The sequence below is a fragment of the Morganella sp. HSTU-ASny43 genome, assembly GCF_022819185.1.
In the GTDB taxonomy this organism is placed as follows: domain Bacteria; phylum Pseudomonadota; class Gammaproteobacteria; order Enterobacterales; family Enterobacteriaceae; genus Morganella; species Morganella morganii.
In genome coordinates, this window is sequence record NZ_WSPG01000004.1 from 149874 (window position 1) to 167114 (window position 17241).

Genomic DNA, 17241 nt, shown 5'->3' on the forward strand with positions numbered 1-17241 from the left:
TTCGACACTAATGACGACAAAAATGTCATGCGGTCTGCTGTCATCAGTTATGATGCAGATGATTAATGAATAAATATTGAACCAAGTAACCGATCGTTTCTCTAACTCTCTTTAGCGATGAAGTGATGTACCCGATGCCAATACGTCCGTTATTAAACACACTAAGAAATGAATTTGTTGTTTCTGCTGTTCTTGCCCTGTTTCTGGGCTTTTTTCTCAACTACACCGTGTATTTTTCCCGTGCTCAGAACCAGTTATTACTGGCCGGAGACTATGGTTCCCTTTATCTGATTGCTGAAATTTTTGCCAATGTTCTGTTCAGCTTCTTCTTGTTCCGGCTCATTGCCCAAACCGGATTACTGAGTTTTAAGATTCTGAGCAGCTTTATTATTCTGGTCAGTATCGCTGTCAGTTACTACGTGATGTTTTATGACGTGATTATCGGTTACGGAATTTTAGTTTCAACGCTGGCAACGGACAGTGTTGAACTGTCACAGGAAGCTGTCGGCGGGCATTTTTATCTCTGGTTCTCACTGCTTTCCGTTCCGGCTTTATTTCTGATCTGGTCGGCAAAAAAAACAAGCATACAAACGGCATCACGCCGCCGGGCACTCGCTCTGTTTACGTTTATTGTTATTCCGGTTCTGATTTTCGGTTATTTAAAACTGGCGGATGCCAATCAGAAAAAAATTGAAATGAACGGCAGTATTGATGTGTCGAGTTATGGCGGAGAGCTGAGTTACTCCTATTTACCGACCAACTGGATTGTGCCGCTGGTACAGTATGCGGTGGTCAAATATGACGATACCTTTAATGAAATTGATTTATTCGACCCGGCCGATGAATTTACTTACACTCCGGCGCCGCAGAATGACGATTTATATGTGGTTTTCGTGATAGGCGAAACCGCCCGCTGGGATCATATGCAATTACTCGGTTATGAACGGGAAACAACGCCATTATTATCTGCCGATAAAAACGTTATCGCCTTTAAAGGTCAGTCCTGTGATACCTCCACCAAATTATCGCTGCGCTGCATGTTTGTGCGTGAAGGCGGCGTAAAAGATAACGAACAGCGGACAGTTACCGAAAATAATGTTTTCTCTGTGATGAAACAGAACGGCTTTTATTCCGAGCTGTTTTCCATGCAAAGTGAAGTCTGGTTCTATAACCGGCTCGACCTGGATAATTATCTGATCCGTGAGATGATCACCGCTCAGAACAGAACGCCGGGCAAAGCTATCCGTGATGAATTACTGATGGACGAAGTTGATGATATGCTCGCCCGTAAAAAACAGGGGCAGAACCTGATTATTTTACATACCAAAGGCTCACATCATCTTTATTCCAAGCGTTATCCGCCTGAGTTCCGCAAATATATGCCGGAATGCACAGAGGAAGGAACCAAATGCAGCATACAGGAAGAGATCAATGCTTATGATAATTCGATCTTATACACCGATCACTTTCTGCATGATCTGACAGAAAAATTAAAAGACAAAAATGCGATTGTCTTTTATACCTCCGATCACGGGGAATCCCTGGGCGAAAATAACGGGATGCGCCTGCACGGTACGCCACGGCATATTGCCCCGCCGGAGCAGTTCCGTGTGCCGTTTATTGTCTGGATGTCAGATAACTACATCAAAAATAACCCGTCTCTGTTTGATAACCTGAAAGAAAACAGCCGGACGCGGACATTTTTCCATCATGAATTATTCGATACCATTCTCGGCTGTTCCGGTGTGACATCATCCGACGGCGGGATTAATAATAAAAATAATCTCTGCTATCGGTGATACAGTAACCTCATCCGCTGATACAGAGAGAGAATTTAAGGATGAGAAAAACAGTTACCCTGCTGGCGCTCTGCCTGCCGCTGTCCGCAGCAATGGCAGACGACAGCAGTTGTACGGACGCGCAGCGTCAGCTGAACCGGGAAAATACCTATATTATCACCGGCCTGTATCTGAACGGGCCGGTCAAATCTGTGGTTACCACACGCAATAACAAACAAAAATCTTACGGCAGCAGCGAAACCACCATTACATTGTCACCGTGCGGTGCCGTGACGCAGTATGAGCAGCAGATGTACTATCTGATAAGCCCGGATGTTTACCGGAAAGAACAGTACAAAACAGATCCGGATAATCCGCTTCACCTGACCGGCACAGCAGAATACAAATTTCACGGTAAACACATTAATTCACAAACAGACATCACCCGGACGATAAATGATAAAGGACAGATTGCCGGCTATACCTTACTGAATAAAAATACCGGTGACGATGAACAGGAGGATGCCGTTACTGCCCGTATCAATTGGGAAAACAGCCGGCTCCACAGTATGGATGAGGTGAAAACGGACGGAGAAAAATCAGAAAGTCTCTTTTACCGCTATGATTCACAAGGCCGCCTGTCACACGTTTCCCGTGGCTCCGGTTCCTCAGAGACCCGCTTTACTTACACTGCTCAGCCGTGGCCATCAGTCACTTTAATCTCTATTTACAGCGGCAGCGAACTGCTGAATGTACTCACCGAACGTTGTGAACAATGGGATCATCACGGTAACTGTCTGCTGCAAAAAAATTATATCGCCGATTATTACGGCTATTCTGCGGATGACAATCCGGAGCCGGTCTTACAAACCATTCAGCGTTACCGTTATGAATATTACTGAATATAAAAAAACCGCCGCTGATTCAGTGGCGGTTTTGTAATTCATCACGTAATCTTATTTCACGCGGGAAACGTATTCACCTGAACGGGTGTCAACTTTGATCACTTCACCAATCTGCACGAACAGAGGTACTTTAACCACTGCACCAGTGCTCAGGGTCGCTGGTTTACCGCCGGTACCGGCAGTATCACCTTTCAGGCCCGGATCGGTTTCCGTGATTTCCAGCTCAACAAAGTTTGGCGGGGTAACCGCGATAGGACGGCCGTCCCACAGGGTAACGATACATTCAGCCTGGTCGATCAGCCATTTGGCGTTATCACCGATAGCTTTCTCATCCGCAGCCAGCTGCTCGAAAGTTTCGTTGTTCATGAAGTGCCAGAACTCACCGTCGTTGTACAGGTAAGTCAGGTTCAGATCCATGACATCAGCGCCTTCCGCAGAGTCTGTTGATTTGAAGGTTTTCTCCAGCAGTTTGTTGGAGATCAGTTTACGCAGACGCACACGGGCGAATGCCTGACCTTTACCCGGTTTAACAAACTCACTTTCAACAACCACGCAAGGTTCGCCGTCTAACATAATTTTAAGACCTTGGCGAAATTCGTTGGTACTATAAGTAGCCATGGAAATCCTCTAATTTTAAATAAATGGCATAGCCAAAAAAATGGTCGATATTGTAACCCAAAAACAACCCGCCCGAGAAGTCTGGCTGCATCAACTCACTGATTCTGTCACTAACCCAACAGAACTGCTGGCAATATTAGGTCTGGAACAGGACGAAAACTGGCGTGCCGGTACTGATGCCCGCCGGTTGTTTGCTCTGCGTGTCCCCCGTCCTTTTATCGCCAAAATGGAAAAAGGCAATCCGCGCGATCCGTTATTACTTCAGACCATGACACACAGGGCTGAATTTGACCTGACCCCGGGGTTCTCTGACGATCCGCTGGATGAACAACATAGTGTTGTTCCGGGACTACTGCATAAATATCACAACCGGGCATTGCTGTTAGTGAAAGGCGGGTGCGCGGTCAACTGCCGCTACTGTTTCCGCCGTCACTTCCCGTATGAGGACAATAAAGGCACCAGACATAACTGGCAGCAGGCGCTCGATTATATCGCTAACCATCCTGAACTCAATGAAATCATTTTCTCCGGCGGTGATCCGCTGATGGCAAAAGACCATGAACTGGACTGGCTGCTGACGCAACTGGAAGCGATTCCCCATATTCAGCGGCTGCGCATTCACAGCCGTCTGCCTGTCGTGATCCCTGAACGCATTACGCCGGGACTGACCGCGCGTTTCCGCGATTCACGGCTACAGATAATTTTAGTCACACATATCAATCACGCGAATGAAATCGACGATACATTGAAAGAAAAAATGAATCAGCTGCGTGAAAGCCGCGTTACCCTGCTCAATCAGAGCGTTCTTCTGCGTGATGTGAATGACAATGCAGAGGTGCTGGCACAGCTCAGTAATGCGCTGTTTGACGCCGGTATTCTGCCTTATTACCTGCATGTGCTGGATAAAGTACAGGGTGCGGGACATTTTCTGATCAGTGATGATGAAGCCCGCCGCATCATGCATGATCTTCTGCCGCGTATTTCCGGGTATCTGGTGCCGCGTCTGACCCGGGAAATCGGCGGTGAACCGAGTAAAACGCCGATCGATCTCCGTCTGCGTCAGAGCTGAGTATTACCACGTAAACACGGTCATCTGAAGAAATAGTATTTTACAGGTAACTTCAGACAGGTTAAATTGCGTACATTATGTATTATGGAGTACAAAATTATGACGGATTTTTTAACCTCAAACCAGGCCGCGTGGGATAAACAGGCGGAACAACAACAGGCGTGGTCAACACCGGTCAGCGCAGAGCTGATTGCGGCTGCCAAACAAGGAAACTGGGATGTGCATCTCACCCCGCAGCCGCTGCCGAAAGACTGGCTGGGGGATGTAAAAGGTAAACGCATTCTCTGTCTGGCCTCTGCCGGTGGTCAGCAGGCCCCGGTACTGGCTGCCGCCGGTGCGGATGTGACGGTGTTTGATTTATCAGATAAACAGCTTGAGCACGATCGTCAGGTTGCCCGGCGCGACGGGCTGACACTTAAGGCGGTACAGGGCGATATGCGGGATCTCAGCGCATTTGCGGATGGCACTTTTGACTGCGTGTTCCATCCGATTTCCAATCTGTATATCCCGGATGTGAATCCGGTATGGCGTGAATGCCACCGCGTACTGAAAACCGGTGGTACACTGCTGGCCAGTTTCTTTAATTCAGTGGTCTTTGTCGGCGATCGTGATGCGAAATACCGCGAAGAAGGCATTATAAAACCAGCATATAAAATGCCGTTTTCTGAACTGACAGCATTAACACCGGAGCAACTGGCAGAGAAGCAGGCACGGCAGGAAGCTTTTGTGTTTGGTCATTCCCTGACAGATTTGATCGGCGGACAACTGAAAGCCGGTTTTCATCTGACAGATTTTTATGAGGACTGGCAACCGAACCCGCGTTTTGTTATCGATAATTATCTGCCGACATTTATTGCGACTGCGGCAGTGAAGATTGGCTGATTTTTCATGCGTTTTTGTAAATACAGATACAACAAACCGTGATTACAGTGCCATGCTGATAACCGGTAAAAGCAGAAAGTCGCTGTGAATACTTTAAGACTGTGATTACGGTATCTGCACCGGTAACAGGCAAAAACAGAAAGACGCGGTAAACACATCCCTGTTATACGCTAAATCATTTCGCTCAGAGCAAGGCGGCAAGTGAAGGGGCACGGGGAGCATACACCAGTATGTGACCCGGGACACTGAGTGCGGCCAACGCGGCTATGGGCGAAAGGATGACGCGTATACGCTCAGGCGCGTCATCCATGGCCCGCATGCTTTCTGTTTTCTTTACCCGCCGCCCGCGCTTTTCACATCTGAATAAAAAAACCACCGTTTATATTGACGGTGGTTTTTTTGTATCTGACTCAGACAATTTCGCTAAATCATTCAATCTGCAGCAAGGCGGCAAAGTGAGGACATCCGGGGAGCATACACCAGTATGTGACCCGCGTGGCCGAACGAAGCCAACACCGCTGCAGGTTGAAGGATGACGCGAATTCGTTAAATTATGGGCACTTAAATACCTGACCCGTCAGCTTGCTATCCACCGGGATCAGGCTGGACACAATCGCTGACTCTGCCGGGCTGCCGAGACCATAAATCACGTTACCGCCCATGGCCGCAGCTTTGTTACGCAGGTCATTTGCCGCACCGCGCATGGAGCTGCTTTCGTTACCGACGCCGGTCATCCAGTTGCTCTGTACACCGGTAACTTCACCTAATTTCTGACATTCTGCCGGTGGCTGCTCTTCGGAAAAGCGGACCTGTGATCCGGCGGAGCTCAGTTCGTTCGTGGTCGTACAGCCTGCCAGTAATAACAGTGCCAGCGCACCGGGTAACATTTTAATCCGCATAGTTTTCCTCATTCACGGTTGGAAAAAATTTATACAGCTAATTTAACCACTTTGTGGCAGCGACTTCAAAAACTAATCGCTGAAAACCACCCGCTGATCGCAATCAGCCACAAATTATGCATAAAAAAACCGGCACCTGAGTTTCCTCAGAGTGCCGGTTTGGTTTTTCCTGTGTCAGCCCGGTAATTTACTGATAGTCTTTTTTAATTTTCTGAGCGGCATCTGAACCGCGTTTCGCTTCTTTTTCGGCGATTTCGACAGACAGACCAATATACGCGCGCGGATCTAACATTGCTTTGATTTCTTCATTGCTGAAGGCAGCGGTAATAGTGTCGTTTTTCGTCAGGTTTGTGTAGAAATCCTCACCATCTGCAGCGGTTTTAATCGCTTCCTCATACAATAATGAATGCGCCTTATCCTTACCCAGCTTTTCCGCCATTTTCATCATCACGTATTCGGTGTTATCCAGCCCTTTGTTTCTCATGACGTTGTGCAGCATTCTCTCTTCATGAGGTACGATGGTTCTGGTGAGCTCTTCTGTTCTCAGCAGCACTTCGGTGGTCAGTTCGAGTGCTTCCTCGATCAGTCCGTCGAATAACATATAAGAGCTGCTGTCACCCTCATACGGTCTGACGGCGGAGTACATGCCGACACCCGGCAGTGAGTACAGTTTCTGGGAGTTCGCGATAATACCTTTGGCCAGTTTCGGGTTAATTTTGTGCGGCATGGTGCTGCTGCCCACGGTACCCTTGGTAAAGCCTTCGGAAACTTCCGCGATCTCTTCCAGCGTGGTGCTGTAAACTTCCTCACCGATTTTGTGGCAGATATTCGCCATCAGCGCCAGGTTCGCCATATATTCCAGTTTATGAGTGCTCAGGTTGCGGGACGGCACTTCCATCGCATGCATGCCGGTCAGTTCAGCAACCCGCTTCTGGACTTCCAGCCCGATGCCCGGCATGGTGTTAAATGCCCCGACCGCGCCGCCCATCATGATAGTGAATACACGCTTTTCACACTCTTTCATGCGCTGGCTGCAATCAATAAAATCGCTGATCCACACCGCCACTTTGTAGCCGTAAGTGATAGGAATGGCGTGACGGCCGTGTGTTCTGCCCGGCATCACCATGTGTTTGGTTTTTTCTGCGAGACGCGATAAATTTTCGAGGATCTCGCTTAACAGCAGCATAAATTTATTATGCACTGTCTTCATCATATACAGTTGCGAACTTTGCTGAATATTCTGTGTGGTAATACCGTAATGGATATATTTACCACTCTCTTCCGAGCAGGCATTCACTAATACTTTTAAAAACGGTACGAAGCCATGACCGATTTTCTGATAGATACGGCTCATCTCTTCAAAATCGATATTCTCAATAACCGCCTTTTCTTTAATTTCATCGGCAGCAGACCGGGGAATAAACCCCAGTTCTGCCTGTGCCTGAGCTAGCACTGATTCAAACATCAGCCAGGTATTGTATTTGGCCTCATCTGACAGCAGCGCTTTTATGCCGCGGTCATCGATGGTTTTACTTTTAGAATCATATAAAGCTCTCATCATATATCCTTTTATTTCTTCATTGCTTCATCAACAGCGTTGCGGACAAATTCAACCTTCGGTCCGTAAACAACATGGACGTGGTTTGCCGATGGAAAGAAGAATGCAGTACATCCTGATTCCGACATTAACTCTTTATCAATCTTATTCACTTCTGCGATATCGATACGCATACGGGTAATACAGTTATCAACGTTACGGATATTTTGTTTTCCGCCTAACGCCTCGATAAGAATTTCCGCAATTTCACCATAACGTTTTTCTTTAATTAACGTGTTTTTCAGATTGCTGGATTCTTCACGGCCCGGCGTTTTAATATCAAACCGGAGGATAGCCCAGCGGAAGATAAAGAACGTCACCACCGCCAGACCGGTACCGATAAGCACCAGGAATATCCAGTTAGTACGTTCGTACAGCAGGCCGAAAATCGTGAAATCGAAGATGGTTCCGCGGATATAACCAATCGCGACACCGGCGAATGACAGCAATACCGCACCAATACCCACGATGATGGCATAAATTAAATACAGCAGCGGTGCGATAAACACGAAGGTAAATTCAAGCGGTTCCGTGACGTTACCGAGCATGGCGGTCAGTACCATCGTCACCAGCATGGATTTCACTTCCGCGCGGTTCTCTTTCTTCGATGTTTTATAGATAGCTAACGCGATTGCCGGGAACAGGAACAGCGTCACCAGCATTTGCTGCTGCGCCATAAAGCGCGTCAGGCTTGGCATCATCGCCCAGTATTCAGTTCCGGGGCCCTGTTTGAATAACACTTCAGTCAGCGCCGGAACAACACCGACATAGGTTTGTCCGTCAATCACATAGGTACCGCCGGCTTCGGTAAATCTGAACAGCACGTTCCAGACGTGGTGCAGACCGAACGGAATAAACAGACGCTCACCGCCCGCCGTAAAGAACGGACCGACAGGACTCAGAAAGACAGCAGAGAGCTTCATCAGCCCCTGAACCAGCACTTCCCAGATAAACGGTAATGTCGCGCCGACCATGATCATCAGGCCGACCATGATGATGGAAACGGATTTTTTACCGGAGAAGAAAGCGAAGGCAGTCGGCAGTTCAAGGTTGTAAAACTTGTCCGTTGCCCAGGCGGCAATCAGACCGGTAATGATCCCCCCGGCGGCACTGATATTTAAGGTTTGGATCCCCAGAACCTTAATTTGCCCCACCTGTCCCATAATGGCCGGATCAGCCAGTTTGCCGGTGAGTACCAGCCAGATATTCATGGTGATAATCAGCGACAAATACCCCACCACGGAGGCGAAGACCGCGATCCCCTTATCACGCTGGCTCATCCCGTAGGCAACCCCCATGGCAAAGAGCAGTGGAATATTGTCAAAAATAACGCCCGCAATAGAGCGGATACTGACAAGCAGTGCGTTAACCGTTTCATTTCCGAGGAAAGGAAACCGGGCAATCATGTAGGTCTGCACTAATGCACCACTGATCCCCAGAATCATACCTATCGGAGCCAAAACCCCGATTGGCAGGAGCAGTGTCCGGCCAAAGCGCTGGATCGACTCTCCGAATTTTCTTTTAGCCATATTATTTTCCCTGCGACGAAGAATATTGATATTACCCGGAATACTAGCACTGCGTTTTTGAAATGAAATGATGGTACGGTTTTAAATATTATCTCAGGTCTTAAATTATGACCCGGGTCATTCTAAGGCGATAATGATTTAAAAATCAGGATGATAATAATTTTTAAGACGTTCTGTTAATGATTTTCTGAATAAACGATTATTTTAAAAAAAGCAGGAATTATTGAACAAAAAGCATTCAATTCAACTTAAGCTAAATAATGAGTTTATTTACAGCAAACTTTCCAGCTTATTAATTAATAAATCCACCAGGATAAAAAACCCTGTTCTGGACTTTGAGTCATCCCGTTTGGTGTCATAACTGTCAGAGAAGCAAAAGAGTGTGTTATTTGCGTATGTGGTCAGTTCATTCGTGTGGAAGGCAGTCATACTGATGATATGGGCATCTTTCAGCTGGACGATTTTTGCGGTTTCAATGATCTTTTTAGTTCCGCCGGAAAGGGAGATAAAAATCACGGTGTCATCTTTGCTGACAAGGCGGGTAAAGGAATCAGAAAGGTTATAATCATTAATAAAAAAGCAGTGCAGTCCCAGCGAAAATAATAAATGCTCCAGATAGTAACCGACTGCCTTGCTGGTTCCCCGTGCCACCAGAAAGATATTCCGTGAACCGCGCAATGTTTTTGCACAATCGCGGATCTGATCTTCATTAATCAGTGTGAAGGTCTTATGAATATTATTCTCGAGCTGCTTTTTATAGGATGCCGGTGCTTTTTTCTCTGCTTTATTTTGTGAGAGGATATGATTGTTAATCTGAAATTTAAGTTCTTTAAACCCGCTGAAACCTAATTTCTGAGATAAATTGATAATCACCGTTTTGGACACAAACGTTTTGGCGACTAATTCATTAATATTTAACCAGGGAATATCGGCAATATTTTCCGTAAGATATTTTAATACTTTCTTCTCACTGACGGTTAAGTTGTCGTAATTCTTCAGAAAATCCAGCATATCCGGCACTCCCCCATTTCAGCAGCGGTATCTCTCAATAATACCTCATAATGATGATAAACAGTGGGATATTATAAAATACAAACCGGACAGACAAAAAAAGCCCGTAACCAATCAGGTTACGGGCTTTTTCAGCAAACAATTGCAGTCAGACTACATGATTACATCATGCCGCCCATACCGCCCATGCCGCCCATACCACCGGCTGCACCTAAATCCATTTTGTCGTCTTTAGGCAGTTCAGTGATCATCGCTTCAGTGGTGATCATCAGACCCGCGATAGAACCGGCGAACTGCAGAGCAGAACGGGTTACTTTAGTCGGATCCAGGATACCCATTGCGATCATGTCGCCGTATTCTTCGGTGGCTGCGTTGTAACCATAGTTACCTTTACCGCCTTTCACGGTGTTAACAACAACAGATGGTTCTTCACCTGCGTTTTCAACGATCTGACGCATAGGTGCTTCCATTGCGCGCAGCGCAACACGGATACCCACGTTCTGATCTTCGTTATCACCGGTCAGGGCAGTCAGAGCAGCCGCAACGCGGACTAATGCAGTACCGCCGCCGGCAACCACACCTTCTTCAACGGCTGCGCGGGTTGCGTGCAGAGCATCGTCAACACGGGCACGTTTTTCTTTCATTTCAACTTCAGTTGCCGCACCGACTTTGATAACAGCAACACCGCCTGCCAGTTTCGCTACGCGCTCCTGCAGTTTTTCACGGTCGTAATCTGAGGTTGAATCTTCGATCTGCTGACGGATCTGACCAACGCGTGCTGCGATAGTCTCTTCGTCACCCACACCATCAATGATAGTAGTGGTATCTTTGTTGATAACGATACGTTTTGCCTGACCCAGGTCTTCCAGAGTTGCTTTTTCCAGCTCCATACCGATCTCTTCAGAGATAACAGTACCGTTGGTCAGGGTTGCGATATCCTGCAGCATCGCTTTACGACGGTCGCCGAAGCCCGGTGCTTTCACCGCAGCCACTTTCACGATACCGCGCATGGTGTTAACCACCAGTGTTGCCAGTGCTTCACCTTCAACATCTTCTGCGATGATCATCAGCGGTTTGCTTGCTTTGGCAACGCCTTCCAGAACCGGCAGCAGTTCACGGATGTTGGAGATTTTTTTGTCGACCAGCAGGATGTACGGGTTTTCTAACTCAACAGAACCGGTTTCCGGTTTGTTGATGAAATACGGGGAGAGGTAACCGCGGTCGAACTGCATACCTTCAACAACATCCAGTTCGTCTTCCAGGCCGGTGCCTTCTTCGACAGTGATAACGCCTTCTTTACCGACTTTATCCATTGCTTCCGCAATCAGTTTACCGACAGTTTCATCGGAGTTTGCAGAGATAGTACCTACCTGCGCGATTGCAGTGGTATCAGAGCATGGTGCAGACAGTTTTTTCAGTTCTTCAACGGCTGCAACAACGGCTTTATCGATACCGCGTTTCAGATCCATCGGGTTCATGCCCGCAGCAACGGCTTTCAGGCCTTCAGTGATGATAGACTGAGCCAGTACGGTTGCAGTGGTGGTACCGTCGCCCGCAGCGTCGTTCGCTTTGGAGGCAACTTCTTTCACCATCTGTGCACCCATGTTTTCGAACTTGTCGTCCAGCTCGATTTCACGCGCAACAGACACACCATCTTTAGTGATAACCGGTGCGCCGAATGATTTGTCTAACACAACGTTACGGCCTTTCGGACCTAAAGTGACTTTTACTGCGTCTGCCAGAACATTGACACCACGGAGCATTTTAACACGGGCGTCGTTACCGAATTTTACGTCTTTAGCTGCCATTATTTCTATTCCTTCGAATGCTTTTATGGTTTAAGAAGATCTGAGTACAACCAGTACGGTGTAATTATGCTTCGACAATCGCCAGGATGTCGCTTTCAGACATAATCAGCACTTCTTCATTATCAATTTTTTCAGCTTTTACGCCGTAACCATCATTGAAAATCACGATATCACCGACTTTAACGTCGAGTGGTTTCATTTCGCCGTTTTCCAGGATGCGACCGTTACCTACTGCCAGCACTTCACCACGGGTCGATTTACCTGCCGCTGTACCGGTCAGGACGATCCCGCCCGCTGATTTCGCTTCAACTTCTTTACGCTTAACAATAACACGGTCGTGCAAAGGACGAATTTTCATTGATAGATCTCCTGTAAAAAAATCCGTATCAAATAACGTGGATTAAAGGTTCAGGCCGGATACTAATACCATTGCCATGTTTGAGCAGATGGGGTCAGTTCCGGACAAGTTCAAGGGGGCAGAGATGAAAAAAATACGAAATTTCACGGTCTCTGTCCAAACTGTTCAGATATCAGGGTTTATCCTGCGGATTATCATCGTTGTGTGACGCCGGTGACTGGTTGAGCCGCTGAGATGGAGTGTCACCCCGGCGCTCAAATTCCCCTTCGTACACATTCCCCCGGTTTGCCGCGTTACCGGCGAACGGGTTCGTCCGCGGCTGATACACGCGGATAAACGGCAGCACACGGGACACCAGCAGTTTCTGTACCGGCGGCAGCAGCAACAGCAGCCCTAAGAAATCGGTGAAAAAGCCCGGCAGGACCAGCAGGATACCGGCCAGCACCAGAGAGACGCTTTTGATCATCTCTGCCGCAGGGCTCTCACCCGCCTGAATTTTCTGCTGAATCAGACTCAGATTACGCATTCCCTGATTGCGCACCAGAGATACGCCGAGACAGGATGTCAGCACCACCAGCACCAGTGTCATAAACACACCGATGGCGGATGCCACGTGAACAAAAATGACCGCCTCAATATAGATCAGCAGACAAATGAGGATAAGGGGTAACCAACGCATAACGTCTTCCTTATGTGGTGCACTGTGATGTAAAAAACCGCCCCTTTGTCAGCCTTTGTGAACTACTTCTAAGAGACGCGCTGTAAATTCGATTTTTAGTCATGGATGTTCATAATGATGGGGTCATTTCAGACGTTTTCAAGCGCGGCATGTGCCGGAATCGCACATGATATTTGTGATTTATCGCACATAAGAGTGATAATAGTGCAAACATTTCAGTTAATAAGTGATCTGGCTAAAAGGATTCAACGCAAATACAGAATATCATCACTGAGAATGCAATAAACTAAGTGATACTCTCTATTAATATCGGACAAAATAATATAATTGCTGTCTTTACTATTAAGTAAGACAACCATTCAATCAAAGAAGGTTCTCATGTCAAATAATTTTCGTATCGAAGAAGACCTGCTGGGTAAACGCGAAGTACCGGACGATGTGTATTATGGTGTCCATACACTGCGGGCTATCGAAAATTTCTATATCAGCGACCGTACAATCAATGATGTCCCGGAATTTATCCGTGGCATGGTGATGGTGAAAAAAGCCGCTGCCATGGCGAATAAAGAACTGCACACTATTCCGCGTGCGATTGCGGATACCATCATCAAAGCCTGCGATGAAGTCCTGATCCACGGTAAATGTATGGATCAGTTCCCTGTGGATGTTTTCCAGGGGGGTGCCGGTACTTCACTGAATATGAACACAAACGAAGTACTGGCAAATATCGGCCTGGAACTGATGGGCCATAAAAAAGGGGAATATGAGTTCCTCAACCCGAATGATCACCTGAACAAAGCCCAGTCCACCAACGATGCTTACCCGACCGGCTTCCGTATCGCCGTCTATAATTCAATTACCCAGCTGATTAAATCCGTTGAGTATCTGAAAGGCGTATTTGATACCAAAGCAAATGAATTCAAAGACATCCTAAAAATGGGTCGCACCCAGTTACAGGATGCGGTTCCGATGACATTAGGCCAGGAATTTCACGCCTTTGCCATCCTGATGAAAGAAGAAGTCAAAAACCTGCACCACTCTGCACAACTGGTGCTGGAAGTGAACCTGGGTGCCACCGCGATTGGTACCGGGCTGAACACCGCACCGGGCTATCAGAAACTGGCGGTGGAAAAACTGGCGGAAGTGACCGGTCTGCCGTGTGTGCCGGCAGAAGATCTGATCGAAGCAACCTCTGACTGCGGTGCTTACGTGATGCTGCACAGTGCGCTGAAACGCCTGGCCATGAAGCTCTCCAAAATCTGTAATGACCTGCGTCTGCTCTCCTCCGGTCCGCGTGCGGGTCTCAAAGAGATCAATCTGCCGGAAATGCAGGCGGGTTCTTCTATCATGCCGGCAAAAGTGAACCCGGTGATTCCGGAAGTGGTAAACCAGGCGTGTTTCAAAGTCATCGGTAACGACGTCTGCGTCACCATGGCCGCCGAAGCGGGTCAGTTACAGCTGAACGTAATGGAACCGGCTATCGGCCAGGCGATGTTTGAATCTATTTCTCTGCTGAGCAACGCCTGCCGCAACCTGGGTGAGAAATGCGTTTCCGGTATTACCGCCAACAAAGAAATTTGTGAAGCGTATGTGTTCAACTCTATCGGTATCGTGACTTACCTGAACCCGTTCATCGGTCACCATAACGGGGATATCGTCGGTAAGATTTGTGCGGAAACCGGCAAGAGTGTGCGCGAAGTGGTTCTGGAGCGCGGTCTTCTGACAGAAGCTGAGCTGGATGATATTTTCTCAATTGAGAACTTAAAGAATCCGGCCTATAAAGCAAAACGCTTTGATGACTAATATAATAATAAGAAATACATAGAACACAAAAGCACGTCATCGCAAGGTAACGTGCTTTTTTATTACCCTACTACAAAAATTTAACATTTTTCTACGGGATTTTACAGGAGCACTTATGCTAGCCATCGAATTTATTATCGTACTGCTGGCCATTTATCTCGGGGCGCGCCTCGGAGGGATAGGTATCGGTTTTGCCGGCGGACTGGGGGTTCTTGCCCTCGCCGCCATCGGCGTGAAACCGGGCAGCATCCCGTTCGACGTTATCTCCATTATAATGGCTGTTATCGCTGCAATCTCTGCCATGCAGGTCGCGGGCGGGCTGGATTATCTGGTTCAGCAGACTGAAAAACTGCTGCGCCGCAATCCGCGCTATATCACCATCCTCGCCCCGATCGTCACCTATTTTCTGACACTGTTTGCCGGAACCGGTAATATTTCACTGGCTACCCTGCCGGTGATCACCGAAGTTGCCAAAGAACAGGGGATTAAACCTTCCCGTCCGCTTTCCACCGCCGTTGTGGCCGCACAGATAGGGATCACCGCATCACCGATTTCAGCGGCGGTGGTGTATATGTCATCGGTCATGGAGCCGATGGGCGTCAGTTACCTGCATCTGCTGATGATCCTGCTGCCATCCACCTTTGTCGCGATCATCCTGATGTCCTTTATTGTGTCCTGGCTGTTTGATGACAAACTCGCCAATGACCCGGTCTTTAAGAAACGTCTTGCTGAAGGCGTGGTGGAACTGAACCGCAGTGAAAAAGCTGCCATCAAACCAGCTGCCAAACTGTCTGTTCTCCTGTTCCTGCTCGGTGTCCTGTCCGTTGTGGTCTTTGCGGTTGTCAACAGTAAGAGTGTCGGGCTGCTGTCTGAACCGATTATGTCCACCACCAACGCCATTCTGATTATCATGCTCAGTGTCGCGACACTTATTACCCTGATATGCAAGGTAGAGACGGATATCATCCTGAACTCCAGTACCTTTAAAGCCGGGATGAGCGCCTGTATCTGTATCCTGGGTGTGGCGTGGCTGGGCGATACCTTCGTTCAGGCAAATCTGGAGTGGATCAAACTGACTGCCGGTGATTTAATCACGCAGCATCCGTGGCTGCTGGCGGTTATTTTCTTCTTCTGTTCTGCCCTGCTCTATTCACAGGCCGCCACCGCCAAAGCGCTGATGCCGATGGCACTGGCGCTGGGTGTTACACCACTGACTGCCATTGCCTCTTTCTCTGCGGTTTCCGGTCTGTTTATCCTGCCGACCTACCCGACCCTGGTCGCGGCGGTTCAGATGGATGACACCGGTACCACCCGTATCGGCAAACTGGTCTTCAACCACCCGTTCTTTATCCCGGGCACCATTGGTGTCGCACTGTCGGTCTGCTTCGGCTTCCTGATCGGCAGTGTCGTTCTGTAATTCCCTGCACTGATAAATCCGCCCTCCGGGGCGGATTTTATTTACCTGCGTCTCTCGCCTTTCATCAGCACTCACGTTATTCTGGATCATATGCCTTTATCAGGGAGAACCTGCTGTGCAACGTGAAGACGTCCTCAATCAGGCACTGAGTCTGCTGGAAAACCACGGCCTTCTGATGTCTGAAGCCACCCTCAACGATAACCTGGACATTGATCCCGAACGCCTGCGGATTTTCTGGCCGACCCGTAATGACCTGCTCTACGACTGCCTGCGTTACCACGGTAATCAGATTGATATCTGGCAGCGCCGCATTCTGCTGGATGAGTCGCTGTCCTGTGAAGATAAACTGCTTGCCCGTTACACGGCACTGGCGGAACGTGTCCGCGAAAACCGTTTTCCGGGATGTCTGTTTATTGCGGCCAGCAGCGCCTTTCCTGATGCGGATCACCCTATCCATCAGTTATCCCGCCAGCAGAAACAAAGTGCCTTTGCATTTACCACAGAGCTGCTCAGAGAGCTGGATATTGATGATTGCGATATGGTGGCCCGTCAGCTGGAACTGATTCTGGAAGGATGCCTGAGCAAACTGCTGATATCCCGCAGTACCGATGATATCGCCACCGCCCGGCGGCTGGCAGAAGATGTGCTGACTATCGCCCGTTGCCGTAAAAACGGCGCACTCAGCTGATTTATTCACCACATGCATAAATTGCGTCCGCATTCTGCATAAAAAGAGCACACTCACACTTTTTTTATGGTTTTTTGACAGAAAGGCATTGACGCAAACCACGGAATACGGTTTAATGCGCCCCGTTGCCCGGATAGCTCAGTCGGTAGAGCAGGGGATTGAAAATCCCCGTGTCCTTGGTTCGATTCCGAGTCCGGGCA

The 17241-nt window shown here is 48.2% G+C and carries 16 protein-coding genes and 1 tRNA gene; 9 read left to right on the forward strand and 8 right to left on the reverse strand.

What is annotated here, in order from left to right:
• The first annotated feature begins 125 nt into the window (after window positions 1-125).
• Together eptB and GN208_RS03725 are read left to right on the forward strand one after the other, a co-directional pair.
• Window positions 126-1799, forward strand: coding sequence for a kdo(2)-lipid A phosphoethanolamine 7''-transferase (eptB, locus tag GN208_RS03720; protein ID WP_004234993.1), 1674 nt, complete (start codon window positions 126-128; stop codon window positions 1797-1799).
• A 41-nt stretch (window positions 1800-1840) separates the two neighbouring features.
• Window positions 1841-2680 carry a hypothetical protein gene (locus tag GN208_RS03725; RefSeq protein ID WP_004234991.1) on the forward strand — a complete coding sequence of 280 codons (840 nt, stop codon included), beginning with the start codon at window positions 1841-1843 and terminating at the stop codon, window positions 2678-2680.
• Between the two features lie 54 nt (window positions 2681-2734).
• Here GN208_RS03725 and efp read toward each other — a convergent pair whose 3' ends face one another.
• Window positions 2735-3301, reverse strand: a complete 567-nt coding sequence (efp, locus tag GN208_RS03730; RefSeq protein ID WP_004234989.1) for an elongation factor P — start codon at window positions 3299-3301, stop codon at window positions 2735-2737.
• A 40-nt stretch (window positions 3302-3341) separates the two neighbouring features.
• Between efp and epmB the strand changes: the two genes are divergently transcribed.
• From epmB to GN208_RS03745, 3 genes are all read left to right on the forward strand, one after another.
• Window positions 3342-4370 carry an EF-P beta-lysylation protein EpmB gene (epmB, locus tag GN208_RS03735; protein ID WP_004240597.1) on the forward strand — a complete coding sequence of 343 codons (1029 nt, stop codon included), beginning with the start codon at window positions 3342-3344 and terminating at the stop codon, window positions 4368-4370.
• Between the two features lie 99 nt (window positions 4371-4469).
• A complete protein-coding gene (locus GN208_RS03740; RefSeq protein ID WP_015422995.1) occupies window positions 4470-5252 on the forward strand; it encodes a class I SAM-dependent methyltransferase in 783 nt (260 codons plus the stop codon).
• Window positions 5253-5560: 308 nt separating this feature from the next.
• Window positions 5561-5788, forward strand: a complete 228-nt coding sequence (locus GN208_RS03745; protein WP_004234983.1) for a hypothetical protein — start codon at window positions 5561-5563, stop codon at window positions 5786-5788.
• A 15-nt stretch (window positions 5789-5803) separates the two neighbouring features.
• Here GN208_RS03745 and GN208_RS03750 read toward each other — a convergent pair whose 3' ends face one another.
• The 7 genes from GN208_RS03750 to GN208_RS03780 form a co-directional block, all read right to left on the reverse strand.
• The gene (locus GN208_RS03750; RefSeq protein ID WP_004234982.1) at window positions 5804-6151 is read right to left on the reverse strand and encodes a DUF4156 domain-containing protein; all 348 of its coding nucleotides are present in this window, start codon (window positions 6149-6151) and stop codon (window positions 5804-5806) included.
• A 187-nt stretch (window positions 6152-6338) separates the two neighbouring features.
• Entirely contained in the window at window positions 6339-7709 is a 1371-nt protein-coding gene (locus tag GN208_RS03755; protein WP_015422996.1) for an adenylosuccinate lyase family protein, read from the reverse strand.
• An 11-nt stretch (window positions 7710-7720) separates the two neighbouring features.
• Entirely contained in the window at window positions 7721-9277 is a 1557-nt protein-coding gene (locus tag GN208_RS03760; RefSeq protein ID WP_004234974.1) for a PTS transporter subunit EIIC, read from the reverse strand.
• Window positions 9278-9547: 270 nt separating this feature from the next.
• On the reverse strand, window positions 9548-10288 hold the full coding sequence (locus GN208_RS03765) for a MurR/RpiR family transcriptional regulator (protein ID WP_243828295.1): 741 nt from the start codon (window positions 10286-10288) through the stop codon (window positions 9548-9550).
• A 161-nt stretch (window positions 10289-10449) separates the two neighbouring features.
• A complete protein-coding gene (groL, locus tag GN208_RS03770; protein ID WP_004234968.1) occupies window positions 10450-12096 on the reverse strand; it encodes a chaperonin GroEL in 1647 nt (548 codons plus the stop codon).
• Between the two features lie 64 nt (window positions 12097-12160).
• Window positions 12161-12454 carry a co-chaperone GroES gene (locus GN208_RS03775; protein WP_004240601.1) on the reverse strand — a complete coding sequence of 98 codons (294 nt, stop codon included), beginning with the start codon at window positions 12452-12454 and terminating at the stop codon, window positions 12161-12163.
• Between the two features lie 172 nt (window positions 12455-12626).
• A complete protein-coding gene (locus tag GN208_RS03780) occupies window positions 12627-13133 on the reverse strand; it encodes an FxsA family protein (RefSeq protein WP_004234964.1) in 507 nt (168 codons plus the stop codon).
• A 378-nt stretch (window positions 13134-13511) separates the two neighbouring features.
• On the opposite strand from GN208_RS03780, the gene aspA reads away from it, so the two are divergent.
• The 4 genes from aspA (at window position 13512) to GN208_RS03800 (ending at window position 17241) form a co-directional block, all read left to right on the forward strand.
• Complete coding sequence (gene aspA / locus GN208_RS03785; RefSeq protein ID WP_004234963.1) at window positions 13512-14936, forward strand: aspartate ammonia-lyase; 1425 nt, start codon at window positions 13512-13514, stop codon at window positions 14934-14936.
• 115 nt (window positions 14937-15051) lie between these two features.
• Entirely contained in the window at window positions 15052-16353 is a 1302-nt protein-coding gene (locus tag GN208_RS03790; protein ID WP_004234961.1) for an anaerobic C4-dicarboxylate transporter, read from the forward strand.
• Between the two features lie 115 nt (window positions 16354-16468).
• Window positions 16469-17041 carry a transcriptional regulator gene (locus GN208_RS03795; protein WP_004240606.1) on the forward strand — a complete coding sequence of 191 codons (573 nt, stop codon included), beginning with the start codon at window positions 16469-16471 and terminating at the stop codon, window positions 17039-17041.
• Window positions 17042-17168: 127 nt separating this feature from the next.
• Window positions 17169-17241, forward strand: a tRNA-Phe gene (locus tag GN208_RS03800).